General features: G+C 65.5%; 20 protein-coding genes. 13 read left to right on the forward strand and 7 right to left on the reverse strand.

Translation table 11 applies throughout. The annotated features are described in order from the left end of the window. Nucleotides 1–135 precede the first annotated feature (135 nt). Nucleotides 136–1,074 carry an aldose epimerase family protein gene (locus KHN96_RS08120; protein WP_062738478.1) on the reverse strand — a complete coding sequence of 313 codons (939 nt, stop codon included), beginning with the start codon at nt 1,072–1,074 and terminating at the stop codon, nt 136–138. A gap of 314 nt (nt 1,075–1,388) precedes the next feature. On the opposite strand from KHN96_RS08120, the gene KHN96_RS08125 reads away from it, so the two are divergent. From KHN96_RS08125 to hpaI, 11 genes are all read left to right on the forward strand, one after another. Continuing rightward, a complete protein-coding gene (locus KHN96_RS08125; RefSeq protein WP_045786985.1) occupies nt 1,389–1,766 on the forward strand; it encodes a hypothetical protein in 378 nt (125 codons plus the stop codon). 170 nt (nt 1,767–1,936) lie between these two features. Then, nucleotides 1,937–3,004, forward strand: coding sequence for a DNA polymerase IV (gene dinB, locus KHN96_RS08130; RefSeq protein ID WP_062738479.1), 1,068 nt, complete (start codon nt 1,937–1,939; stop codon nt 3,002–3,004). A 190-nt stretch (nt 3,005–3,194) separates the two neighbouring features. Then, nucleotides 3,195–4,628, forward strand: coding sequence for a branched-chain amino acid transporter BcaP (bcaP, locus tag KHN96_RS08135; RefSeq protein ID WP_062738480.1), 1,434 nt, complete (start codon nt 3,195–3,197; stop codon nt 4,626–4,628). 551 nt (nt 4,629–5,179) lie between these two features. Next, the gene (locus tag KHN96_RS08140; RefSeq protein WP_045786982.1) at nt 5,180–5,470 is read left to right on the forward strand and encodes a DUF1488 family protein; all 291 of its coding nucleotides are present in this window, start codon (nt 5,180–5,182) and stop codon (nt 5,468–5,470) included. A 186-nt stretch (nt 5,471–5,656) separates the two neighbouring features. Further along, nucleotides 5,657–6,415, forward strand: a complete 759-nt coding sequence (locus KHN96_RS08145; protein ID WP_062738481.1) for a fumarylacetoacetate hydrolase family protein — start codon at nt 5,657–5,659, stop codon at nt 6,413–6,415. Beyond that, nucleotides 6,412–7,179, forward strand: a complete 768-nt coding sequence (locus KHN96_RS08150; protein WP_062738482.1) for a fumarylacetoacetate hydrolase family protein — start codon at nt 6,412–6,414, stop codon at nt 7,177–7,179. The genes KHN96_RS08145 and KHN96_RS08150 overlap by 4 nt, the downstream gene beginning before the upstream one ends. After that, nucleotides 7,176–8,657, forward strand: coding sequence for a 5-carboxymethyl-2-hydroxymuconate semialdehyde dehydrogenase (gene hpaE, locus KHN96_RS08155; RefSeq protein WP_062738483.1), 1,482 nt, complete (start codon nt 7,176–7,178; stop codon nt 8,655–8,657). The genes KHN96_RS08150 and hpaE overlap by 4 nt, the downstream gene beginning before the upstream one ends. A gap of 42 nt (nt 8,658–8,699) precedes the next feature. Continuing rightward, nucleotides 8,700–9,557, forward strand: a complete 858-nt coding sequence (gene hpaD, locus KHN96_RS08160; protein ID WP_062738484.1) for a 3,4-dihydroxyphenylacetate 2,3-dioxygenase — start codon at nt 8,700–8,702, stop codon at nt 9,555–9,557. A 10-nt stretch (nt 9,558–9,567) separates the two neighbouring features. Continuing rightward, nucleotides 9,568–9,957, forward strand: a complete 390-nt coding sequence (locus KHN96_RS08165) for a 5-carboxymethyl-2-hydroxymuconate Delta-isomerase (protein WP_045786977.1) — start codon at nt 9,568–9,570, stop codon at nt 9,955–9,957. A gap of 3 nt (nt 9,958–9,960) precedes the next feature. Beyond that, nucleotides 9,961–10,764 carry a 2-oxo-hept-4-ene-1,7-dioate hydratase gene (gene hpaH / locus KHN96_RS08170; protein ID WP_045786976.1) on the forward strand — a complete coding sequence of 268 codons (804 nt, stop codon included), beginning with the start codon at nt 9,961–9,963 and terminating at the stop codon, nt 10,762–10,764. Nucleotides 10,765–10,783: 19 nt separating this feature from the next. Beyond that, nucleotides 10,784–11,590: a 4-hydroxy-2-oxoheptanedioate aldolase gene (hpaI, locus tag KHN96_RS08175; protein WP_062738485.1), complete on the forward strand. Its 807-nt coding sequence runs from the start codon at nt 10,784–10,786 to the stop codon at nt 11,588–11,590. Between the two features lie 6 nt (nt 11,591–11,596). On the opposite strand, the gene hpaR is transcribed toward hpaI, so the two are convergent. The 6 genes from hpaR to KHN96_RS08205 form a co-directional block, all read right to left on the reverse strand. Beyond that, on the reverse strand, nt 11,597–12,061 hold the full coding sequence (gene hpaR, locus KHN96_RS08180; RefSeq protein ID WP_045786974.1) for a homoprotocatechuate degradation operon regulator HpaR: 465 nt from the start codon (nt 12,059–12,061) through the stop codon (nt 11,597–11,599). Between the two features lie 11 nt (nt 12,062–12,072). Next, nucleotides 12,073–12,882: an exodeoxyribonuclease III gene (gene xth, locus KHN96_RS08185; RefSeq protein ID WP_045786973.1), complete on the reverse strand. Its 810-nt coding sequence runs from the start codon at nt 12,880–12,882 to the stop codon at nt 12,073–12,075. Nucleotides 12,883–13,029: 147 nt separating this feature from the next. Next, nucleotides 13,030–15,132, reverse strand: coding sequence for a M3 family metallopeptidase (locus tag KHN96_RS08190; RefSeq protein ID WP_062738486.1), 2,103 nt, complete (start codon nt 15,130–15,132; stop codon nt 13,030–13,032). A 93-nt stretch (nt 15,133–15,225) separates the two neighbouring features. Next, nucleotides 15,226–16,095, reverse strand: coding sequence for a bifunctional methylenetetrahydrofolate dehydrogenase/methenyltetrahydrofolate cyclohydrolase FolD (gene folD, locus KHN96_RS08195; protein WP_045786971.1), 870 nt, complete (start codon nt 16,093–16,095; stop codon nt 15,226–15,228). Nucleotides 16,096–16,167: 72 nt separating this feature from the next. Continuing rightward, on the reverse strand, nt 16,168–16,803 hold the full coding sequence (locus KHN96_RS08200; RefSeq protein ID WP_045786970.1) for a response regulator transcription factor: 636 nt from the start codon (nt 16,801–16,803) through the stop codon (nt 16,168–16,170). 68 nt (nt 16,804–16,871) lie between these two features. Beyond that, nucleotides 16,872–19,373 (reverse strand): PAS domain S-box protein, encoded by a 2,502-nt coding sequence (locus tag KHN96_RS08205; protein WP_099050663.1) that lies wholly within the window; start codon nt 19,371–19,373, stop codon nt 16,872–16,874. 363 nt (nt 19,374–19,736) lie between these two features. Between KHN96_RS08205 and aceE the strand changes: the two genes are divergently transcribed. Both aceE and aceF read left to right on the forward strand, forming a co-directional pair. Continuing rightward, nucleotides 19,737–22,427, forward strand: coding sequence for a pyruvate dehydrogenase (acetyl-transferring), homodimeric type (aceE, locus tag KHN96_RS08210; RefSeq protein WP_045786968.1), 2,691 nt, complete (start codon nt 19,737–19,739; stop codon nt 22,425–22,427). A gap of 152 nt (nt 22,428–22,579) precedes the next feature. Further along, the gene (gene aceF, locus KHN96_RS08215; RefSeq protein WP_062738487.1) at nt 22,580–24,235 is read left to right on the forward strand and encodes a dihydrolipoyllysine-residue acetyltransferase; all 1,656 of its coding nucleotides are present in this window, start codon (nt 22,580–22,582) and stop codon (nt 24,233–24,235) included. Nucleotides 24,236–24,260 lie beyond the last annotated feature (25 nt).

The raw sequence follows: 24,260 nt of genomic DNA on the forward strand, positions 1-24,260 counted from the left end.
CGCCAAAAACACCTCGCGCCGCGTGCGCTTGCGGCTCCCCAGACCCTCGGCATCACCGAACGACAGCTGCATCGCACTCACCCCGATCACGGTGAGGCATTGTCGCGCAATCGGGCGGAGTTGTTCAGACCTTCCCTAGCGCGCGATCCGCAGGCGGCAGGTAGCCTGCCGTGTCTCGCCAGGGGCGAGCAGATGCAGGCCCTCGCCGTGATGGATCGCGTTGGGCAGGCCCATCCACGGTTCAACGCAGTAGAAGTCAGACGTGGCGTTTTCTGTCCACGTGGTGATGGCGTGCCAGGGCACCGGCGCGCCGTCGACCTCGAAGCGGATGCGGCGGCCAAGCGGCGCTTCGCCGTGCGGCGGAATGACCAGCGTTGCAGCGCCAGCGTCATCGAGCAGGTGATAGCGGTCTTGCAGCGCCGGGTCGTCGAGCTGGTAAGTCCTGCGCCCGGGCTCGGGGCGGTCGAGACTGCCATCGGGCAGTTGGCGTGACAGCCGTGCCGGCGGCATCAACAGCTCGGTCGCGCCGCGCAATGCATGCGGCAGCGCCAAGTAGAAATGATGGCCGGCGTAGAAAGGCATCGGAGCATGCGCGTCGCCCTCGTCCCGATGCTTGACCGAGAAGGTCGCCTCGAGCCCATCATCAATCAGCCGGTACGTCACGCGAAACTCAAAGGCGAACGGATAGCCTTGACGCGTCTCGGGGCTGTCGCGCAGCAGCAGGACGATGTGCGCGTCGCTTGCGTCTTCCACCTCGAACGGCGTGTCGCGTGCGAAGCCGTGTTGCGGCAGGGCGTGAAGTTGCCCGCGCGCGTCGCGCCAGCGGCCGATCTCGCCTGCTACGAAGTGCCGGCCGATGAAGGGAAACAGCAGCGGATTGCCGCCACGGACCTTGGCTGGGTTTGACCAATCGGCCGGCTCCGGCCAGAAGAGAATGTCTTCGCCGCGATGACGCCAGCGCACGAGCCGCCCGCCGGCATCGGGCGCGAGCAGCAGCATGGAGCCATTGGCGTGCGACTCACCGATGCGGATGAGCGTGCGGTCCTGAAAGCGGGCGGTGGGCAGGTCGTGCATAGGCGGGCGAGGTGGCTTGTTGGCATGGGAATCGCGTACTAGATTGTCAATGCGTTTTGCCCGGAGGGAAACCATGTCCGTCAATTGCGTGCTGCCCGCACATACCGTTCCCCCGCCCGACGAGCCCTCGCCACCGGGCATTCCGCCGGATTTGCCATCGCCCGATGAGCCGCCGCCGCCCGTCGAGCCGCCGGAGATGTTGCGGACGTAATCTGCTGTTACCAATCGTCACAGCTTTGTGGGAAGCGGTTCGTAAGATAAGCGCCAGTTCTCGCGCAACTGCGCGTTTCTACAACGACGATACGAGCCCAAACATGTCGATTCTTCCGCGTCTGACCCTGTGCGCAGTCCTGGCGGCCTCCATGGCCGGTTGTGTCGTGGCGCCGCCGCAGCCCACGCGTACGGTGGTGGTGCGCGAGCCGGTTCCGGTCGCGGCACCTGCACCGGTGGATCCGCGCGCGCGCTTCGACCAAGTGCAGGGTCGCCTCGCGGAAGAATTCCATCGTATCGACGTTCGCCAATCAGAGGGCTACATCGATCCGTATCGCGCGGATGGCCTGCGTGACCGCCTGCGCCGCATCCGCCAGGAAGCCAACGACATGGCCAGCCAGCATCGCGGCGGCTTGTCCGGCGACGAGCAGCGCGCCCTGAATGACGAACTCGGCGCCGTGGCGCACGATATCGGCCGCTAAGCCGCTTTTCCGATCCCTTCATTCGCCGATGTTGCGTTGCAATATCGGCGAAATGCATTGTTGCGCCGCGTTGCGTGCGCGGCCCGCGGAAGCTGATACGCTTGCGTTCCTCCTGAACGAGCAAGCCCGACGCCGGTGTTGCCTCCCGCATCCGGTTCTGGCCTTGTGCCGTGCGAAAGATCATCCACTGCGACTGCGATTGTTTTTACGCCGCCATCGAAATGCGCGACGATCCGCGCCTGGTCGGCAAGCCGCTGGCTGTCGGTGGGCGGCCGGAACGGCGCGGCGTGGTCGCGACTTGCAATTACGAAGCACGCAAGTTCGGCATCCATTCGGCGATGCCCATGGCGCAGGCCGTCAAGCGTTGTCCCGATTTGCTGATCGTGCCGCCGTCCATGGAGAAGTACCGCCAGGTCGCGCGCCAGATCTTCGCCATCTATCACAGCTACACGCCGCTGGTCGAGCCGCTGTCGCTCGACGAGGCTTATCTTGATGTGACTGACAGCCCGATGCTCGCCGGCAGCGGCACCCGCATCGCTGAAGACATCCGCCGCCGCGTGCGCGAAGAGATCGGCATTACCGTGTCGGCGGGCGTTGCGCCCAACAAGTTCATCGCCAAGATCGCCAGCGACTGGAACAAGCCCGATGGCCTGTTCGTCGTGCGGCCGGAGCAGGTGGACGCCTTTGTGGCGGCGCTGCCTGTGGACCGCCTGTTCGGCGTGGGCAAGGTGACGGCGGCCAAGCTGCGCCGCCTCGGTGCCGAGACGTGCGGCGACCTGCGCGCCTGGGGCACCGACCGGCTGCAGCAGCATTTCGGCGTCTTCGGATTTCGCTTGCATGACCTGTGTCGCGGCATCGACCACCGGCAGGTGCAACCTTCGCAGATCCGCAAGTCCGTCAGCGTGGAAGAAACCTACGCCACCGACCTGCGCACGCTCGACGATTGCCAGCGCGAACTGGCGATTCTGGTCGAACAGCTGGCCGCGCGCGTCGAGCGGGCCCGCGTCGGCAACATGATCCACAAGACCTACGTCAAGATGCGCTTCGCCGATTTCCGTGGCACGACGGTGGAGTGCATCGCACCGCAGGTGTCGCTGCCAGTGTTCACGAAGCTGCTGACACAGGGCTTCGAGCGTCGCCGGATGCCTGTGCGGCTGCTGGGGGTGGGCGTGCGGCTGTATGAGTCCGACGCGCATGCGCGCCAGCAGCCGCTGTTCGAAGATTCTGCTGCGGGGTAACGATTGCGCCTCCGGTTCCGGCAACCGGATGGGAATTGTCCTATTTTCTGTCTGCATTGCGGCGATAGAAGGGCGGAATGTCGCCTGCGGGTAAAATGCCCGCTTTTTTGCATAATCCGCCGCCGCGCGCCACACGTGCGCGACAGTGCATTCCGTCACATTCGGGTGCACGCAGACAGGAGACGCAGTAATGAGTTTGTTCCGTACCAAGAACGTGGATCACATGATCCGCACCGGCCACAGCGATACCGGCCTGAAGAAAGTCCTCGGTCCGCTGGATCTCACCTTCCTCGGCGTTGGCGCCATCATTGGCACCGGCATTTTCGTGCTGACGGGCACCGGGGCGCTCACGGCGGGCCCCGCACTGACGCTGTCGTTCATCGTCGCGGCGCTGGCGTGCGGGTTTGCCGCGCTGTGCTATGCAGAATTCGCCTCGACCATTCCCGTGTCCGGCTCCATTTATACGTACGCCTACGCGACCATGGGCGAACTGGTGGCCTGGATCATCGGCTGGGACCTGATGCTCGAATACGGCCTGGCCACATCCGCGGTTTCGGTGGGCTGGTCCGGCTATTTCCAGTCGCTGCTGTCAGGCTTCGGCCTGCATCTGCCGGTGGCGCTCACCGCTGCACCCGGCGCGATTCCGGGCGTGCAGACGCTGTTCAACCTGCCGGCGCTGGTGATCATGCTGCTGATCACGACGCTGCTGTCGTTCGGCATTCGCGAATCGGCGCGTGCAAACAACATCATGGTGGCGATCAAGGTGACGGTGGTGCTGCTGTTCATCGCGGTGGGCGCACGCCATGTGCAGCCGGCCAACTGGCAGCCGTTCATGCCGTTCGGCATGGAAGGCGTATTCGGGGCGGCGGCCATCGTGTTCTTTGCCTTCATCGGCTTCGATGCCGTGACGTCCGCGGCTGAAGAGGTGCGCAATCCCAAGCGCGACCTGCCCATCGGTATCATCGGCTCGCTGGCGGTCTGCACGATCCTCTACGTGCTCGTGGCGGCCATCATGACGGGCATCGTGCCGTTCGCGAAGTTTGCAGGCGTGGATCACCCCGTGTCTCTCGCATTGCAGGTGGCGGGCGAAACCTGGGTGGCGGGGTTTGTCGATCTTGGCGCCATCATCGGCATGACGACCGTGATCCTGGTGATGGCCTACGGCCAGACGCGCATCATCTTCGCCATGTCGCGCGATGGTCTGCTGCCCAAGCGTCTGTCGCACATTCATCCGCGCTATTCGACGCCGTTCCTGAATACGTGGGTGGTCGGCATCGTGTTCGCGGTGATTGCCGCCTTTGTGCCGCTGAACGTGCTGGCAGAGCTGATCAACATCGGCACGCTCGCCGCGTTCTCCCTGATCGCCGTGGCCGTGCTGGTGCTGCGCCGTACGCGTCCGGACCTGCATCGCGGCTTCCGCTGCCCTGGGGTGCCGGTGGTGCCGTTGCTGGCGATCGGCATGTGCCTGTTCCTGATGAGCCATCTGCAGGCCGTGACGTGGATTGCCTTCGGGGTGTGGGTCGTCATCGGCCTGCTCGTGTACTTCGGGTATGCCCGCCACCGTTCGCTGCTGCATGTGTCGGAGCAAGGTGGTGGTGCACCGGCCTCCGAGACGGTGCACTGACTTCTGCGCCAAAAGGGCGCCGCGGCGTGGAGCGCCTGCACAGGCTCCACGCCGCCTGCATCGCCGGATGCGCCGGCCATCCATTCCCTCACAGCATAGGGTGGCGGACGCGCCCGGCGCACGCATCGAAACACGTCGATGCGGCTCCCAGGGTATTTCGTTGCATCCCGTGAAATTTCGGTGGTGTCGCCGGCCTGACGACATGACGATGTCGTAAAACCTGCAACTGGGAGCGCCGAGCGTTCCACCAGCAGACTGCATGCAATGGATTTTGTGATTGCGACTTTGCTTTGCAGTGCCGTCTTGGCCCCGACAAAAAAGCATAACGGCGCAGGTGCCCCGCGAGCCCTGATGCCGCCTGGGGTCGCCCCCTGTGAGGCTCGCCAGGATGCCACGAACGCGCAAACGGTGCTCGCACGCGCGTCCCAAGCTGTGGTTAAAATGATCTGTGCAGCCAGACAAATGTCTGACGAAACCCTGCCGGCCCCCCCGCACGGTTTCCACGCAACAGCGTGTGCGTTGTTGTCCATTGCAATCGGAGGGCTTTGACGATGGAAATCAAGTTCGAAAAGAAAGAGGCGTACGACATCAACAATGAAGGCCTGCTGTTCGACGCGCTCGTCGACGGCGAAAAGGTGACTTGCGTGGCAACGCGCGAGGCGCTTTGGGAAGGCCTGGAAGGTGATCAGGTGTTGTCGCTTCAGGCGGCCTTCGAGGCCGGCCAAGAGCGGATTCAGGATGCTGCCCGTGTGCTCATCGCCGATGGCGTACAGCGCGCCAACGGGCTGACCGATTTGCCGCAGCCGGTCGTGGTCAAGCGCGTGCATGTTGCCGTGGCGTGAGTCCGATCGATTGCCTCGATAGACATCGGCATGACCGATGTCCCCACGGTGGACATCGCCTCCGCCGTCAAACCAAAGCCGGCCCGCGTGGCCGGCTTTTTCATGGCGCGCATTTTCCCGGGTTGACATCGCGCCAATCCGCTCACATGATTAACATGTTAATAATATGGGGCGCTGGAGGCGGATGTGCGGCGAGGCAAGGTGAGGTTGTCAGACGGCCGGCAGCAGGACTGGGTGCAGGCCGACGGCACGCAGCCGGCCAGGGGTCCGGGGCCAGTGCAATGGCTGCCGCCGGTCGACGGCGCGGTGGTCGGCACGCTGCTCAACTTTCGCGGTGAGTTGGAGGCGCTGGGCGACGCGCTCGCCGAGCCGCCATATCAGGCGCCTCCCAACGCGCCGGTGCTGTATCTCAAGCCCGCCAATACACGCGTTGGCCATAACCAGTATGTCGTGCTGCCGCCTGATGTCGACGGCATCTGGGTCGGCGCATGCCTTGGCGTGGTCATCGGCCGGACAGCCACACGCGTGCGCGTGCCGCACGCTGCCGAGTGCATTGCCGGCTATACCATCGTCAACGACCTGACGGTGCCGCACGCAAGTTATTACCGGCCGCCGGTCCGGCACAAATGCCGGGATGGCTTCTGCCCGATCGGGCCGTGGGTGGTGGACCGCGAAGACCTGCCGGATGCCGACGCGCTGGACATCACCGTGCGGATCAACGGCGAGATCGCACAGCGCGCGAACACGTCGACGCTCGTGCGGCCCATCGCGCAACTGCTCGCCGACGTGACGGCGTTCATGACGCTGGAAGCCGGCGATGTGCTGCTCGCGGGCATCCCCGAGAACCCGCCGCTGGCGCGCGCCGGTGATCGGATCGATGTCGGCATCGCACACATCGGCACGCTGACGACACATCTCCTGCGGCAGGCGGAGGCGGTCCAATGAAACACGCCCGCATTGCGTATGACGGAGCAGTCCACCACGCGGGAGCCGTCCCCGGGGACGACACCCGCCTGCGGCTGAGCGACGGGCGCGTGCTGCGCGAAACAGAAGTCGTTTGGCTGCCGCCCATTGAACCGCGCACCATCTTTGCGCTGGGTCTGAACTATGCCGATCACGCCAAGGAACTCGCCTTCAAGGCGCCCGCCGAGCCGCTCGCGTTCCTGAAAGGCTCCAATACGTTGATCGGCCACCGTGCGCATACCGTGCGTCCGGCCGGCGTCGCATTCATGCACTACGAGTGCGAACTCGTGGTCGTCATCGGCAAGGCCGCGCGCAACGTGCCGCGGGAGCACGCGTACGAATATGTCGCCGGCTATACCGTGGCCAACGACTACGCCATCCGCGATTACCTCGAAAACTATTACCGCCCGAACCTGCGCGTGAAGAGCCGCGACACCTGCACGCCCCTCGGCCCGTGGCTCGTCGACCGCGACGATGTGCCCGACCCGATGAACCTCGCGCTGCGCACGACCGTCAACGGCCGCGTCACGCAGCAAGGCAGCACGCGCGACATGATATTCGACATCCCGGCGCTGATCGCGTGGTTCTCGAGTTTCATGACATTGGGCGCGGGCGACATGATCCTGACCGGTACGCCGGAGGGCCTGGCCGATACGCAGCCGGGCGATGAAGTCGTCACCGAGATCGAAGGCATTGGGCGATTGGTCAGCACCATCGTCGCTGAACAGAGCAAGGAGACCGCATGACTGCCATCAGCATGGACCCCGTCAAACATTGGATCGACGGCAGGCAGGTCGACAGCGCCGAGCGGTTCGTCACGACCAACCCGGCCACGGGGGAGGCCGTCGCCGAGGTGGCTTCCGGCGGCGAGGCGGAAATCCACGCGGCCGTGGCAGCGGCGAAGGCGGCGTTTCCGGCCTGGGCGAACACGCCCGCCAAGCAGCGCGCCAGGCTGATGCGCCGGTTGGGCGAACTGATCGAGCAGAACGTGCCGCAGCTGTCGGCACTGGAAACGATGGATACCGGCCTGCCGATCGCGCAGACGCGCAAGCAGCTCATTCCACGCGCTTCCGAGAACTTCCATTTCTTTGCGGAGGTCTGCACGCAGGTCAACGGCAGGACGTATCCGGTGGACGACCAGATGCTGAACTACACGCTGTACCAGCCGGTGGGCGTGTGCGCGTTGATCTCGCCCTGGAACGTGCCATTCATGACGGCCACCTGGAAGGTCGCGCCGTGTCTGGCGCTGGGCAATACGGCGGTGCTGAAGATGTCGGAGCTCTCGCCGCTGACGGCGGACCAGCTTGGCCGCCTGGCGCTGGAGGCGGGCATTCCGCCGGGTGTGCTGAACGTGGTGCAGGGTTATGGTGCCACGGCGGGCGATGCCCTGGTGCGCCACCCCGGTGTGCGCGTGGTGTCCTTCACGGGCGGAACCGTCACCGGCAAACGCATCATGGAGCGCGCCGGGCTGAAGAAGTTCTCGATGGAACTGGGCGGCAAATCGCCGGTGCTGATCTTTGACGATGCGGATCTGGACCGGGCGCTGGACGCGTCGCTCTTCACGATCTTTTCGATCAACGGCGAGCGCTGCACGGCCGGCTCGCGCATCTTCGTGCAGGAAACGGTCTACGACGATTTCGTCGGCAAGTTTGCCGAGCGTGCCAAGCGGCTGATCGTGGGAGACCCGGCCGACGAGCAGACCAACGTCGGTTCGATGATCACGCGCGCGCATTGGGAGAAGGTGACCGGCTACATCCGCCTCGGCGAGCAGGAAGGCGCGAGGATCCTGGCCGGCGGCCCGGACAAGCCCGCCGGCCTGCCCGCGCATCTGCAGCATGGCAACTTCGTCGCCCCGACGGTGCTGGCCGATGTCGACAACCGCATGCGCGTGGCGCAGGAAGAGATTTTTGGCCCCGTGGCGTGCCTCATCCCGTTCAAGGACGAAGCCGACGGCCTCAGGCTCGCCAACGACGTGGAGTACGGCCTGGCGTCGTACATCTGGACGCAGGACGTGGGCAAGGTGCACCGGCTGGCGCGCGGCATTGAGGCAGGCATGGTCTTCGTCAACAGTCAAAACGTGCGCGACCTGCGACAGCCGTTTGGCGGCGTGAAGGCATCCGGCACCGGACGCGAGGGCGGCGAGTGCAGTCTCGAAGTGTTTGCCGAAATCAAGAACGTCTGCATCTCGATGGGCAGCCACCACATCCCGCGCTGGGGCGTCTGACGCATCAGCCGACCAACCAAGAGAAGGGCGCAAGGAGACACCATGGGCAAGCTGGCCTTGGCCGCGAAGATCACCCACGTGCCGTCGATGTACCTGTCGGAGCTGCCCGGCAAGCACCACGGCTGCCGCGCCGCGGCCATCGAGGGGCACCGGATCATCGGGCAGCGCTGCCGCGATCTGGACGTGGACACCATCGTCGTGTCGGACGTGCACTGGCTGGTCAACGCCGGGTATCACGTCAACTGCAATGCGCGCTTCGAGGGCGTCTACACCAGCAACGAGCTGCCGCATTTCATCCAGGACATGCGCTACGCGTATCCGGGCAACCCGGCGCTCGGGCGGCGGATTGCCGAGACAGCCACGGCGCGCGGCGTGTTCACACGCGCGCATGAGATCGACAGCCTCGAACTCGAGTACGGCACGCTGGTGCCGATGCGCTACATGAACGGCGACCAGCACTTCAAGGTCGTGTCGGTGGCCGGCTGGTGCGCCTGGCACGAGCTGGACGAGAGCCGCCGCTTTGGCGCCGCGCTGCTCGAAGCCATTGAAGCCAGCGACAGCACCGTCGCATTCCTCGCCAGCGGATCGCTGTCGCACCGCTTCAATGACAACGGAAGCCCCGAAGGCGCCATCCACCAGATCAGCCGCGAGTTCTACCGCCAGGTCGATCTGCGCGCGGTGGATCTGTGGAAACAGGGCGACTGGAAGACGTTCTGCGCGATGCTGCCCGATTACGCATCGCTGTGCGAAGGCGAGGGCGGCATGCACGACACGGCGATGCTGCTCGGCCTGCTCGGCTGGGATGCCTACGACCGGGGTGTGGAGATCGTCACCGAGTACTTTGCCAGTTCCGGCACGGGCCAGATCAACGCGATCTTCCCGGTGCCGGCGCGGTCATGAGGAGGCTGCCATGCCGCACGTGATTGTCGAATACACGGCCAACCTGGGCGACGATGCCCGCATTCCTGAACTTCTGCAGACCATCAACGAGACGCTGATCGCGCAGAACGGCGTGTTTCCGACGGGCGGCATCCGCTCGCGCGCGCTCCAGCTGACGGACTACCGCGTGGCCGACGGCAAGGAGGACGACGCCTTCGTCCATGTCGCGCTCAAGATCGGCGCGGGTCGCCCGCCCCAGATCAAGAAGGCGGCTTGCGATGCCTTGTTCGAGGCCATCAAGGCGCATTTCGCCGAGGCCTTTGCGCGTCGCTATCTGGCGCTGTCCATGGAGCTGACCGAATTCGACGAAGGCGGCAGCTACAAGCACAACAACATCCACGCACGTTTCCGCAAGGCCTGATCCATGCTCGACACCACGACCGTCCAGACCATCGCGCGGCGCCTGCACCAGGCCGAGACCGAGCGCAGGCAGATCCGCCAGGTGTCGCTCGACCATCCCGGGATCACGATCGAAGACGCCTACGCGATCCAGCGCGAATGGGTGGCGATGAAGCTGGCAGAGGGCCGGCGCCTGAAGGGGCACAAGATCGGCCTGACCTCGCGCGCGATGCAGCAGTCGTCGCAGATCGACGAGCCGGACTACGGCGCGCTGCTCGACGACATGTTCTTCGCGGAGGGCGGCGACATTCCCGCCAGCCGCTTCATCGTGCCGCGCGTCGAGGTGGAGCTGGCCTTCGTGCTCGGCAAGCGGCTGCAGGGGCCGGGGGTGACGCTGTTCGACGTGTACGACGCGGTGGATCACGTGATTCCCGCGCTGGAGATCATCGACGCGCGTTCGCAATCGATCGATCCGGACACGGGCCGCCCGCGCAAGGTGTTCGACACGATCGCCGACAACGCTGCCAATGCCGGCGTGGTGATGGGCGGGCGGCCGATCCGCATGCGCGACGTGGATTTGCGCTGGGTCAGCGCCATCTTTTCGCGCAACGCCGTCATCGAGGAGACGGGGGTGGCGGCGGGCGTGCTGAATCATCCGGCCAACGGCGTCGTATGGCTCGCCAACAAGCTCGCGGCGCACGGCGTGGCGCTGGAGCCGGGGCAGGTCATCCTCGGTGGTTCATTTACGCGGCCGGTACCCGCGCGCCCGGGTGATACATTCCACTGCGATTACGGCCCGCTCGGCAGCATCGCCTGCCATTTCGTCTGACCCTGACAGGATTCCTGCCATGCAACTTCCGGTGAACCACTTCAAGCGCGCGCTGGCCGAACGGCGCCCGCAGATCGGCCTGTGGCTCGCGATGACGCATCCGTATCCGGCCGAGATCGTGGCCGGGGCCGGCTTCGACTGGCTGCTCATCGACAACGAGCACGCGCCCAACCAGCTGCAGTCGACGCTTGCCCAGCTGCAGGCTCTTGCGCCGTATCCGACGCATCCGATCGTGCGGCCGGCCTGGAATGATCCGGTCGAGATCAAGCGGCTGCTCGACATCGGCGCGCAGACCTTGCTGGTGCCCATGGTGCAGAACGCCGACGAAGCGCGCGCCGCGGTGCAAGCGATGCGCTATCCGCCCAACGGCATGCGGGGTGTGGGCAGCGTGCTGGCCCGTGCGTCGCGCTGGAACCGCGTCGACGACTACCTCGCCCAGGCGGATGCGCAGATGTGCACGCTCATCCAGGTCGAAACCGCCGAGAGCCTGACGCATCTCGACGCGATTCTCGCTGTTGAAGGCGTGGACGGCGTATTCATCGGCCCGGGCGATCTGGCGGCGTCGATGGGGCACCTGGGTGAGCCGGGCCATCCGGAAGTCCGCAAGGCCATCGACGATACGATCGGCCGCATCGTGGCATCCGGCAAGGCGGCAGGCATCCTGTCGGCCGACCAGGCGCGGGCCCGGCATTACCTGTCGCTTGGCGCGACGTTTGTTGCGGTCGGCACCGATGTGACGTTGCTGGCCCGCAGCGCCGAACAGCTCGCGCAGGCGTTCAAGGGCGAGGGCGCGGCCAAGCCGCAGGCGGCCGGCACCGTGTATTGACGGCCGTTACTCTTCGCCGGTGAAGCGGGCCATCGGGGTGTGCGTTTCCATGAGATGGATCGCCTCGTCGATGGCCGTATAGAGGGCTTCCAGCCTCTCTCGCCCCAGCTGCGCCTCGATGCGCGCGTACTGGGCGTCCACCTGCGGTTCCACGTCGGCCAGGAACTGGCGGCTCTTCGCCGTGAGCGAGATCACCTGCCGGCGCTGATCCACCGACGACTTCGTCCGCACGATCATCTCCGACTGCTCCATGGCCGCCAGCATGCGCGTCAGGCTCGGGCTCAGGATGAGGCACGCATCGGCGAGCTGATTCGGCTCCATGTCGCCGGTGTCGTTGAGTGTGCGCAGCACGCGCCATTGCTGCTCGGTGATGCCGTACTCGCGCAAGATCGGCCGAAAGCGCGCCATGAAGGTTTCACGGGCACGCAGCAGCAGGTGCGGCAAATTGCGACGTTTGAAAGCGGAAGCCATGCCCCGCACCCTCACGCGCTGCGGAGTGCGGCGACCACCGGCGTGTGGTCGGACGGCTGCTCCCAGGTGCGCGGCACGCGGTCGATATGGCACGACTCGCACAGCTTGGCCAGCTCGGGGGACAGCATGATGTGGTCGATGCGCAGGCCGGCGTTGCGCTTGAAGGCAAAGAGCCGGTAGTCCCACCACGAGAAGAGCCTGTCTTCCTGATCGAACATGCGGAAGGCATCGACGAGCCCGGCGCCTTCCAGCGCACGAAACGCGGCCCGCTCTTCCGGCGACACCAGGTTCTGGCCCTCCCACTTTTTCGGGTCGTGCACGTCGCGGTCGTCCGGGGCGATGTTGAAATCGCCCAGCAGCATCAGCCGCGGATGGGCGGCCATTTCGGTTTTCAGCCAGTCCTGCAGCGCGGCCAGCCAGCGCATCTTGTAGGCCATCTTGTCGGAGCCGAGCGCCTGGCCGTTGGGGAAGTAGGCAGAGATCACGCGCACCGGGCCATCCGCCATGTCGTACGTGGCGGCCACGATGCGCTGCTGTTCGTCCTCGAAGCCAGGGATGTTCTTGACCACGTCGCGGCCCTCGGGCACGGCGGCCTTGCGCGAGAGGATGGCGACGCCGTTGTACGTTTTCTGGCCCGTGAACAGGGACGCATAGCCGGCGGCGTCAAGCTCGGCCAGCGGGTAGCGGTCATCGGGCAGTTTGAGCTCCTGGAGGCAGAGCAGATCGATGGGCGTGGCGTCGGCTTCGCGCTGGGCCAGCCATTGGAGCACGTGCGGCAGGCGAACCTTCAGGGAGTTAACGTTCCAAGTGGCGACACGCATGGGAGGTCAGGTCCTTGCAAATGGCGACGGCGCGCGCGGCGCCGCCCAGGGGTGCGTTATTGTGCCATCAAGCACCCTGCATCCAGATGGAAACGCCGCTTCGGCGCGAGGCGCGAAGCGGCGTCCTGATGACGACGGTGGGGCGTGTCAGGCCGCTTCAGCGACCATGCCGCCGTGGCGCAGCAACGCGTCGATGCTGGGCGCCCGGCCACGGAATGCGGTGAACGACTCGATCGCCGGGCGGCTACCGCCCACGGCCAGCACTTCGCGGCGATAGCGCGCGCCGGTTTCGGCATCCAGCACCGAGCCGCTCAGCTTGCTGGCTTCTTCGAACGCCGCGTAGGCGTCTGCCGAGAGCACCTCGGCCCACTTGTAGCTGTAATACCCGGCCGCGTAGCCCCCCGCAAAGATGTGGCTGAACGTGTTCGGCCAGCGCGAGAGTTCGACCTGCGGCACCACGTGGAAGCGGTTGTTGATCTGGCGGGACAGCTCCAGCACCGAGGTCGAACCCTTCGGATCGAAGTCGGTATGCAGGTGCATGTCGAACGCCGAGAAGACGATCTGGCGCAGTGTCGCCATGCCGTTCTGGAAGTTCTTCGCGGCCAGCATGCGGTCGTACAACGTGCGCGGCAAGGGCTCGCCGGTGTCCACGTGGCGCGTCATGCGCGAGAGCACCTCCCACTCCCAGCAGAAGTTCTCCATGAACTGCGAGGGCAGTTCCACTGCATCCCATTCCACGCCGTTGATGCCGGACACGCCGAGTTCATCCACCTGCGTGAGCATGTGGTGCAGGCCGTGGCCGAACTCGTGGAACAGCGTGATGACCTCGTCGTGCGTGAACAGCGCCGGCTTGTCGCCGACCGGGCCCGAGAAATTGCAGGTGAGGTAAGCCACCGGGGTTTGCACCCGTGCGTCGTCGAGCAGCTTGCGACCCCGTGCGTCGTCCATCCATGCACCGCCGCGCTTGCCGTCACGTGCGTACAGGTCGATGTAGAACTGCGCGAGCAACTCGCCCTGCGCCGATTCCACGCGGAAGAAGCGCACGTCCGGATGCCACACCTCGGCCTGCTCCGGACGGATCTGCACGGAGAAGAGCGTCTGCACGACATCGAACAGGCCGTCCAGCACGGCGGGTTCCGGGAAGTACTGCTTCACCTCCTGCTCGGAGAACGCGTAGCGCGCCTCGCGCAGCTTTTCCGACGCGTAGGCCATGTCCCACGGCTCGAGCTTGTCGATGCCGAGGTTGTCGCGGGCGAAGGCCTGGAGTTCGGCCCAGTCCTTTTCAGCGAAGGGGCGCGCGCGGTCGGCCAGCTCGCCGAGGAAGCGCAGCACGTCTTCGGGCGAGTCGGCCATCTTGGGCACGAGCGAGAGCTCGCCGAAGTTGCGGTAGCCGAGCATGCGCGCTTCTTCCGCACGCAGGGCAAGCTGCTCGGCCATGTTGGCGGTGTTGTCCCACTCGGGTTTGCCGCCGCCGTATTGCGCGCCGAGTTCCGACGCGCGCGTGACATTGGCTTCGTACAGCGTGCGGCGCAGTGCGCGGTCATCTGCGTACTGCAGCACCGGGAAGTACGACGGGAAGTGCAGGGTGAACTTCCAGCCCTTCGCATCCGGATTGTCGCGGCGGGCCGCTTCGCGTGCGGCCTGCTTGGCGTCTTCGGGCAGGCCGGCCAGGCGGGCTTCGTCGTCGATCAGCAGGGCGTAGGCGTTGGTCGCATCGAGGACGTGGTCGCTGAAGGCCTTCGTCAGTTGCGCCTGCTGCTCCTGGATGGCAGCGAAACGGGGCTTCTGGTGTTCGGGCAATTCGGCGCCGCCCAAGCGGAAGCCGCGCAGTTCGTTGTCGAGCAGCTTCTTGCGTGCCGGCGACAAGGTGGCGTATTCGGCGCTTTGGGCAATCGCCTTGTACTTTTCGAAGAGCTCCAGGTCTTGGCCCAGGCCCGACCAGAATTCCGTTACGCGGGGCAGGTTGGCGGCGTGCGCTTCGCGCAGCGCAGGCGTGTCCGCCACCGCGCTCAGGTGGCTGACGATGCCCCAGGCGCGGCCGAGCGGTTCGGTGGCCTCTTCCAACGTGGCGACGACCGTCTTCCAGCTGACCGGCGTGGCCGGGTTCTTGACCTGCGCGACCGCCGCGGCGGCCCGCTCGAGCAGCACGTCGATGGCCGGGGTGATGTGTTCCGGGCGGATGTCCGCAAAGCGCGGCAGACCGGAAAAATCGAGCAGCGGGTTGTTGGCTTGGAGCGAAGTGTCGGTCATGGCGGGCTCAAAAGAGAAATGCGCGGGACAAAAAAAGCGTCCAATCCGGAAGGTTGGGACGCTTTCCTCGATTCCAACAGGATCCGGTGAAGCTTACGCCGCCAGCGTGGCTCCATCGGCGGCACGCTCGGCGGCTTCCAGCGTGTTGATCAGCAGCATGGTGATCGTCATGGGCCCCACGCCGCCCGGCACCGGTGTGATGTAGCCAGCGACTTCCTTCACGCCGGCAAAGTCGACATCGCCGCACAGTTTGCCGGCCTCGTCGCGGTTCATGCCCACGTCGATGACGACGGCGCCGGGCTTGACCATGTCGGCGGTGATGATGTTGCGGCGGCCCACGGCGGCCACGATGATGTCGGCCTCGCGCGTGTGGGCGGCGAGATCACGTGTCTTGCTGTTGCAGATCGTGATGGTCGCGCCGGCCTGTAGCAGCAGCATCGCCATCGGCTTGCCGACGATGTTCGAGGCGCCCACCACCACCGCGCGCGCGCCGCGCACCGGGTAGTTGATCGATTCGAGCATCTTCATGCAGCCGTACGGCGTGCACGGGCGGAACAGCGGGGCGCCGGTCATCAGCGCGCCGGCGTTGGCCACGTGGAAGCCGTCGACGTCCTTCTCGGGCGCGATGGCTTCGAGCACCTTGTGGCTGTCGATGTGCTTGGGCAGCGGCAACTGCACGAGGATGCCGTGGATGCGCGGGTCGCGGTTCAGCGCGTCGATGCGGCCGAGGAGGTCGGCTTCGGTGAGGTCGGCCGGGTAGCGGTCGAATACGGAAAGGAAGCCGTTGTCCTCGCACGCCTTGATCTTGTTGCGCACGTAGACCTGGCTGGCGGGGTCTTCACCGACGAGGATGACGGCGAGACCAGGCTGGTGGCCGCGCGCAGTGAGGGCGGCGGCGCGTTGTGCGGCTTGCGCGCGGAGTTGCTTGGCAAGCGCGTTGCCGTCGATGAGTTGGGCAGTCATGGCTGGACGGAGGAGGGAGAGGGAAACCGCGATTATAAATCGGCGCCCACCCCGCCACCGCCCGATGTGCGCTCAGCTATTGCGCGACAGTGCCAGGCGCAGCAGATCCGCCACGGTGTTCACGTTGAGCTTTTCCATGATGTTGGCGCGGTGCGCCTCCACCGTCTTGATGGAAATGCCCAGGTCGTCGGCGATCTGCTTGTTCAGCCGGCCTGCGACGATGCGTTCGAGCACCTGCTGCTCGCGCGTGGTGAGCTTGCTCAGGAGGTCCTTCGCTGCCTTCTGCTCGCGCGCGGCGGAGTCTTCGGTGCGTGCCTTGCTGAGCATGCGCTCCACCAGCTCGCGCAGCTCCGATTCATCGAAGGGCTTTTCGATGAAGTCGACGGCGCCTTTCTTCATGGTCGACACGGCCATCGGCACGTCGCCGTGACCGGTCACGAAGACGATCGGCATGCGGCTGTTCTCGGCCAGCAGGCGGTCCTGCAGTTCGGGGCCGCTCATGCCCTGCATGCGCACGTCGAGAATCAGGCAGCCGACCCCCTCGCCGCGCTTGTCGTCGACCAGGAATTCTTCAGCGCTGCGGTACGTGCGCACGGTGTAGCCGTTGCCTTCGAGCAGCCACGTCAATGAGTCACGCATGGCTTCATCGTCATCGACGACGAACACGGTTTCGTTGCGCGGGGCAACTGCAGCGGGCGTTGTACTCATGGAGTCGTCCTCGGTCTACGTTCTGTGTTTTACGTTCTGGAAGCGATGGCGTGCGAATCACGGCCGATCTACAGCGGATTCAGCGGCAGGATGATTTTAAACGTACAGCCGATGCCGTCGGCGTTGTTTTCCACCCAGAGCCGGCCGAGATGGGATTCTATGATGGACCGGCAGATGTTGAGCCCCATCCCCATGCCGTCGGATTTGGTACTGAAGAACGGTTCGAACAGCCGTTCCTTGGTGCTGTCGTCCACGCCCGGGCCCTGGTCGATGACCTCGATCAGCACGGAGTTTTCCGGGTCGTCGATCAGGTTGGCGTGCAGGCGCAGCACGCTCGCGGCGCGCAGGCGCGGATGCGCCGCCATGGCTTCGGCGGCGTTCTTGAGCAGATTGACGAGCACCTGCTCGATCAGCACCGGGTCGACATACAGCGGCGGCAGGTCGGCCGGCAGGCGCGTGAGGATCGTGATGCCACGCCGTGTGGCTTCGAGTTCGGCCAGGCCGACGGCATCGGCCACGATCTCGCGCAGGTCGGCTTCGCGCCGCTGCGGCTGGCTGCGCTTCACGAACCCGCGGATGCGCTGGATGATGGTGCCCGCGCGCACGGCCTGCGCGGACGTCTTCTCCAGCACCGGAATCAGCTCTTCGGCGGTGCTGCGCCCGCTCTTGAGGCGGCCGACGGCGCCCATGCAGTAGTTGTTGATGGCGGCCAGCGGCTGGTTCAGTTCGTGGGCGAGCGACGAGGCCATCTCGCCCATGGTCGTCAGGCGGCTGGTGAACTGCAGGCGCTCCTCGTGCTGGCGCGTCATCTCTTCGGCGGCCTTGCGCACGGTGATGTCGGTGGCAATCTGCATCTGGGCGAGGTGGCCGTCTACCCACTGGATGTAGCGCCGGCGCACCTCAAACCACTTCTGCATCGACGGCACGTAGATTTCGCGCGCGTCGGCGGCGTGCGGCGTCAGCTCGGACGCGGGCAGGCCGGCGTAGGCGTCCACCAGGTCCAGTGCATCGCTGGAGACGTCTTCCGTGCTGACGTCGTGCCCGGACAGCTGCAGGTGACCGAAGGCCTCCCAGCCAAACAGCTGGCGGTAATAGCGGTTGGCGAACAGCAGCTCCGCCTTGTCGGTGGACAGCACCGACACGGCGGCATCCAGGCTTTCCAGCACCGTGGTAAAGCGGTCATGCGCGGCGGCGAGGTCTTCACGTGCGCGCTTGGGTTCGGTGATGTCGGTAATGGAACTCATCCACCCCGTGTGCCGGCCGCGTGCGTCGATCAGCGGCGAAACGTACATCCGCGCATAGAAGCTCGTGCCGTCGCGGCGCATCATGCGCAGCTCCATCCCGTTGGCGGGCGCCTTGCCGCGCAGCGTCAGCTCGATGTGCTTCTGCATTTCGCCGATCTCATTCGGCGGCCAGTACGGAAACGGCGGCATGCGGCCGACCAGCTCTGCCTCGGTCCAGCCGATCATGCGGCAGAACGCCGGGTTCACGTAGGTGATGCGGCCATTGAGATCGAGCGCGCGCATGCCGATCACCATGGAGTTTTCCATGGCGCGGCGGAACGACGTCTCCGCCAGCAGCGCCCGTTGCGCCTCGGAGCGCCGACTCGTGTGGCGCCACACGCTCCACAGGCTCCAGATGACGAAGCACGACAGCCCGGCCACCAACCACATCAGCATGTTATTGGGCAGGTTGGACGGCGCCGGATACGCTTCGGCCCGCAGCGACAGCGAATGCCCCGGCGGATCGAGCAGCACTTCGTACGAGGCCGCGGCCTTCGGCACGGGCCGCAGCGACGTGCTGGCGCGCACCACGTTGTTCTTGTCGACCAGCGAGAACCGGTAGCGGTCGGTCAGCTCGCCGGGCAGCAGTTGCGTGAGGATGCCGGTGACCGAATACATGGCGCCCACGGTGCCGAGGAACTCGTTGTCACGCACGATCGGCACTTCCATCAGCATGAAGCTCTCGCCGCGCTCGTTCTGGATTGGGCGCGAGTACACGGCCCGCTGGGTCTCGCGCGCGGCATCGTAGGCGGACTGGATTTCGGGCTCGAGCGGGTGGTCGCGCGTCTCGCGCACCCGCCCGGCGAACTCGGAGTTGGACGGAAACGCCCAGCGCGGGCGCCGCGTGGCGTCCAGCCAGTTGATGAAGACGAGCTCGGGATTCTCGCGCAGCAGTTGCCGCGCGGCGTCGCGGTAGGCGCTCGGGTCGAGCTGCGCGGCGCCGATGTCACGCGCCAGCGCGGCCACCTGGTCCTGGTTGCTCTGCAGGGACAGCCGCACCTTCTGCTCGGCCCAGGCCGCGTCCCGGTAGAGGGCATCGCGCTGTTGCTGCACTTCGGTGGCGTGCAGCTGATACAGGATGAAGATCATCGCGCCGGCAAACAGGACGATCGCCACCAGCGGGATGAACATGAACCAGTTCGTCGTCCATAGCCGGCCCAGCCGCGTCAGCCACAGGCGCCGCGGCACGTTCGGGCGCACGCCGTCTTCGGGGGGCAGTTCGGGCGCAGCGGCGGCCGGCGGCTCCGGTGCGGCCGAATCCTGCGAGGCGTGGGAGGGGGCAAGCATGATGGGCGGGCGAACGCCGGAACTCTGCGGAGGTAGGGAAGTGGGCATCTGTGCAACTGCGCAAAACCAAGTGTAACGGCAATTAGCGTGCTGGTCGCTTGGGGAAACCGCTTGGTGAGATGCGCGCAGCATGCGGCAAATGCTGCGATGCAATGTCAAAACTGCTTTGTTCTGCACTGCGGCAATATTCCGCATTATAAAAAACCATATCGCAATTTGAAAATTCCGCTTGTGCTGGCTTTGGGGGTACCCATAGAATCAGCGCAAAAGTCGGGGCGGCCCGTGTGCGCGTGCGAACGTGTGTGCCGGCGGGGCGCCTCTCAAGAGACGCATCAAACGTTACTGCTACCCAAGGAGACCGCCATGTCGGCCGTACCAGAGCAAGTCCTGGGCGCCACGCGCGCCAGCGACGTCGATCCCCAGGAAACCAAGGAATGGCTGGAGGCGCTGCAAGGCGTCATCGGCGCAGAAGGCCCGCAGCGCGCGGCGTTCCTCCTCGACAAGCAGATCGAGTACGCCCGCATCAACGGCGTGACCTCGCCGCTGCACGCAGAAACTCCCTACATCAATACGATTCCGGTCGAAAACCAGGAGCGCATTCCGGGCGACCAGGAAATCGAACACCGCATCCGCTCGTACACGCGCTGGAATGCCATGGCGATGGTGCTGCGCGCGAACAAGGACACCAACGTCGGCGGCCATATCTCGTCGTTCGCCTCCGCTGCCACGCTGTATGACGTCGGCTACAACCACTTCTGGCACGCCCCGTCGGACAAGCACGGCGGCGACATGGTCTTCGTGCAGGGGCACTCGGCGCCGGGCGTGTACTCGCGCGCGTTCCTGCTGGGCCGCCTGACCGAAGAGCAGCTCGACAACTTCCGCCAGGAAGTGGATGGCAAGGGCATCTCGTCGTATCCGCACCCGTGGCTGATGCCGGATTTCTGGCAATTCCCGACCGTGTCGATGGGCCTGGGCCCGATCATGGCGATCTACCAGGCGCGCTTTACCAAGTACCTGGCCAGCCGCGGCCTGATCCAGAACTGGGAAAACCGCAAGGTCTGGGCGTTCCTGGGCGACGGTGAAACCGACGAGCCGGAATCGCTCGGCGCGATCGGCATGGCCGGCCGTGAAAAGCTGGACAACCTCGTCTTCGTGATCAACTGCAACCTGCAGCGCCTGGACGGCCCGGTGCGCGGCAACGGCAAGATCATCCAGGAGCTCGAGAGCGAATTCCGCGGCGCCGGCTGGAACGTGATCAAGGTGATCTGGGGCAGCCGGTGGGATCAGCTGCTGGCGCGCGACACCAAGGGCCTGCTCATGCAGCGCATGATGGAATGCGTCGACGGCGAATACCAGACCTTCAAGTCGAAGAACGGCGCCTACGTGCGCGAGCATTTCTTCAACACGCCGGAGCTCAAGGCCATGGTGGCCGACTGGTCCGATGACGACATCTGGGCGCTGAATCGGGGCGGCCATGATCCGCACAAGATCTATGCGGCGTTCAAGGCGGCAACCGACCACAAGGGTCAGCCGACCGTCATCCTCGCCAAGACCATCAAGGGCTACGGCATGGGCGAAGCCGGTGAAGCGATGAACATCGCCCACCAGCAGAAGAAGATGCCGGTGGAGGCAATCCGCAAGCTGCGCGACCGCTTCAACATTCCGGTGCCCGACGACCAGCTCGAGCACGTCCCGTACGTCAAGTTCGAAGAGGGCTCGAAGGAGCTCGAATACATGCGCAAGGCGCGCATGGATCTGGGCGGCTATCTGCCCGCGCGTCGCCAGAAGGCTGACCCGCTGCAGATCCCGGCCCTGTCGGCGTTCGATGCGCTGCTCAAGGCCACGGGCGAAGGCCGCGAAGTCTCCACGACGATGGCCTTCGTGCGCATTCTGAACATCCTGCTCAAGGACAAGAACATCGGCAAGCACGTCGTGCCCATCGTGCCGGATGAGTCGCGCACGTTCGGCATGGAAGGCCTGTTCCGCCAGGTCGGCATCTGGAACCAGGAAGGCCAGAAGTACGTGCCGCAGGATCACGACCAGTTGATGTTCTACAAGGAATCGCAGACGGGTCAGGTGCTGCAGGAAGGCATCAACGAAGCCGGTGCCATGTGCGACTGGATCGCGGCCGCCACGTCGTATTCGACGCATGGCGTGGCGATGATCCCGTTCTACATCTACTACTCGATGTTCGGCATCCAGCGCATCGGCGACCTGTGCTGGGCCGCCGGCGACATGCGCTCGCGCGGCTTCCTGCTGGGCGGCACCTCGGGCCGCACGACGCTCAACGGCGAAGGCCTGCAGCACGAGGATGGTCACTCGCACGTGTACCACGCTGCCATCCCGAACTGCATCTCGTATGACCCGACGTTCCAGTACGAACTGGCGGTCATCGTGCAGGACGGCCTGCGCCGCATGTATGTCGAGCAGGAAGACGTCTACTACTACCTGACGGTGATGAACGAGAACTACGAGCACCCCGAAATGCCGGCGGGTGCCGAGGCCGACATCATCAAGGGCATGTATCTGTTCAAGAAGGGCGTCGAGAACAGCAACGCACCGCGCGTGCAGCTGCTGGGCTCGGGCACGATCTTCCGCGAGGTGATTGCCGCGGCTGAACTGCTCAAGAAGGATTGGGGCGTCGAGTCGGACCTGTGGGGCTGCCCGAGCTTTACCGAGCTGGCCCGCGAAGGCAACGCCACCGCCCGCTGGAACCTGCTGCACCCGACCGAAACGCCGCGCGAGTCGCACGTCGAGAAGATGCTCAAAGGCGTGCGCGGCCCGGTCATCGCTTCGACCGACTACGTCCGCACCTTCGCCGAGCAGATCCGCGCCTTCGTGCCGCGCCGCTACGTGGTGCTGGGCACCGACGGCTTCGGCCGCTCGGATACCCGCGAGAAGCTGCGCCACTTCTTCGAGGTGGACCGCTACTGGGTGACGGTCGCGTCGCTCAAGGCGCTCGCCGATGAGGGCGTGCTGCCGCGCGAAAAGGTGGCCGAGGCACTGAAGAAGTACAACCTCGACCCGAACAAGCCCAACCCGATGACCGTATAACGGAGCCGCCGGGCGCGCTGGTTGCGCCCCGGCCGGGCACTGCCCTGGCAGGCTCCCGCGACGTGCATTTGCCTGCACGATGCGGTAGCCTGCGGGGCAATGTGTGCTCGCCCGCCGGACGCGCCCGCCGCCAGACCTCTGGAGACAGAAGAATGAGTCAAGTCGTAGAAATCAAGGTGCCGGACATCGGCGACTACAAGGATGTCCCGGTGATCGAAGTGCTGGTCAAGGCGGGCGATACCGTCAATGCCGAGGACTCCCTCGTTACGCTGGAATCGGACAAGGCGACCATGGACGTGCCGTCGCCGAAGAGCGGCGTCGTCAAGGAAGTGAAGGTCAAGGTGGGCGACACCGTGTCGGAAGGCTCGCTCGTGCTGCTGCTCGAGGAGCAGGGCGCGGCTGCGGCTCCGGCACCCGCACCCCAAGCTGCACCGGCTGCTGCTACACCGGCGCCTGCCCCTGCTGCGCAAGCTCCGGCTCCGGCGCCGGCCGCAGCGGGCGGCGGCACGATCGAGGTGAAGGTCCCGGACATCGGCGACTACAAGGACGTGCCGGTCATCGAGATCAGCGTGAAGGTGGGCGACAAGGTGGAAGCCGAGCAGTCGCTGATCACGCTCGAATCGGACAAGGCGACGATGGATGTGCCGTCGCCGGCCGCCGGTACAGTGAAGGACATCCGCGTGAAGGTCGGTGACGCCGTGTCGGAAGGGACACTGATCGTCGTGCTGGAAGGCGCGGGCGGCGCTGCGGCCGCTGCCCCGGCCCCGGCACAAGCGCCTGCACCGGCTGCGGCTGCGCCGAGCCTGGCCCCTGCGGCCGCGCCCGCTGCTCCGGCTGCCGCGCCGGCCACGTACACCGCTGACACCGTCGGTACGGTGGGCAAGGCTGCCCACGCCAGCCCCTCGGTGCGCAAGTATGCGCGTGAGCTTGGCGTGGACGTCAACCTCGTCGGCGGCACCGGCCCGAAGGGCCGCATCACCCAGGAAGACGTGCAGCGCTACGTCAAGAGTGTGATGAGCGGCCAGGCAGCTGCCCCGGGCAAGGCTGCGGCGGCCGCACCGGCTGGCGGCGGCGAACTGAACCTGCTGCCGTGGCCGAAGGTGGATTTCACGAAGTTCGGCCCAGTCGATCCGAAGCCGCTGTCGCGCATCAAGAAGATCTCGGGCGCGAACCTGCATCGCAACTGGGTCATGATCCCGCACGTCACCAACAACGACGAAGCGGACATCACCGATCTGGAAGCGCTGCGCGTGCAGCTGAACAAGGAAAACGAAAAGGCCGGCGTGAAGTTCACGATGCTGGCGTTCGTGATCAAGGCAGTCGTTTCGGCGCTGAAGAAATTCCCGACCTTCAACGCCAGCCTGGACGGCGACAACCTCGTCTTCAAGCAGTACTACCACATCGGGTTTGCGGCGGACACGCCCAACGGTCTGGTCGTGCCGGTGATCCGCGATGCGGACAAGAAGGGCCTCATCGACATCGCCAAGGAGATGGCCGAGCTGTCGAAGGCCGCGCGTGAAGGCAAGCTCAAGCCGGACCAGATGCAGGGCGGCTGCTTCTCGATCTCGTCGCTGGGCGGCATTGGCGGTACGCATTTCACGCCGATCATCAACGCGCCGGAAGTGGCCATCCTCGGCCTGTCGCGCGGCTACCAGAAGCCGGTGTGGGACGGCAAGCAGTTCGTGCCGCGCCTGACGTTGCCGCTGTCGCTGTCGTACGATCACCGCGTGATCGACGGCGCGGAGGCCGCACGCTTCAACGCGTACCTGGCGAGCGTGCTGGCGGACTTCCGCCGCGTCAGCCTGTAAGCCCGGGCGGGTTCGGCACGCATCT

The sequence above is a fragment of the Ralstonia mannitolilytica genome, assembly GCF_905397375.1.
In the GTDB taxonomy this organism is placed as follows: Bacteria; Pseudomonadota; Gammaproteobacteria; order Burkholderiales; family Burkholderiaceae; genus Ralstonia; species Ralstonia mannitolilytica.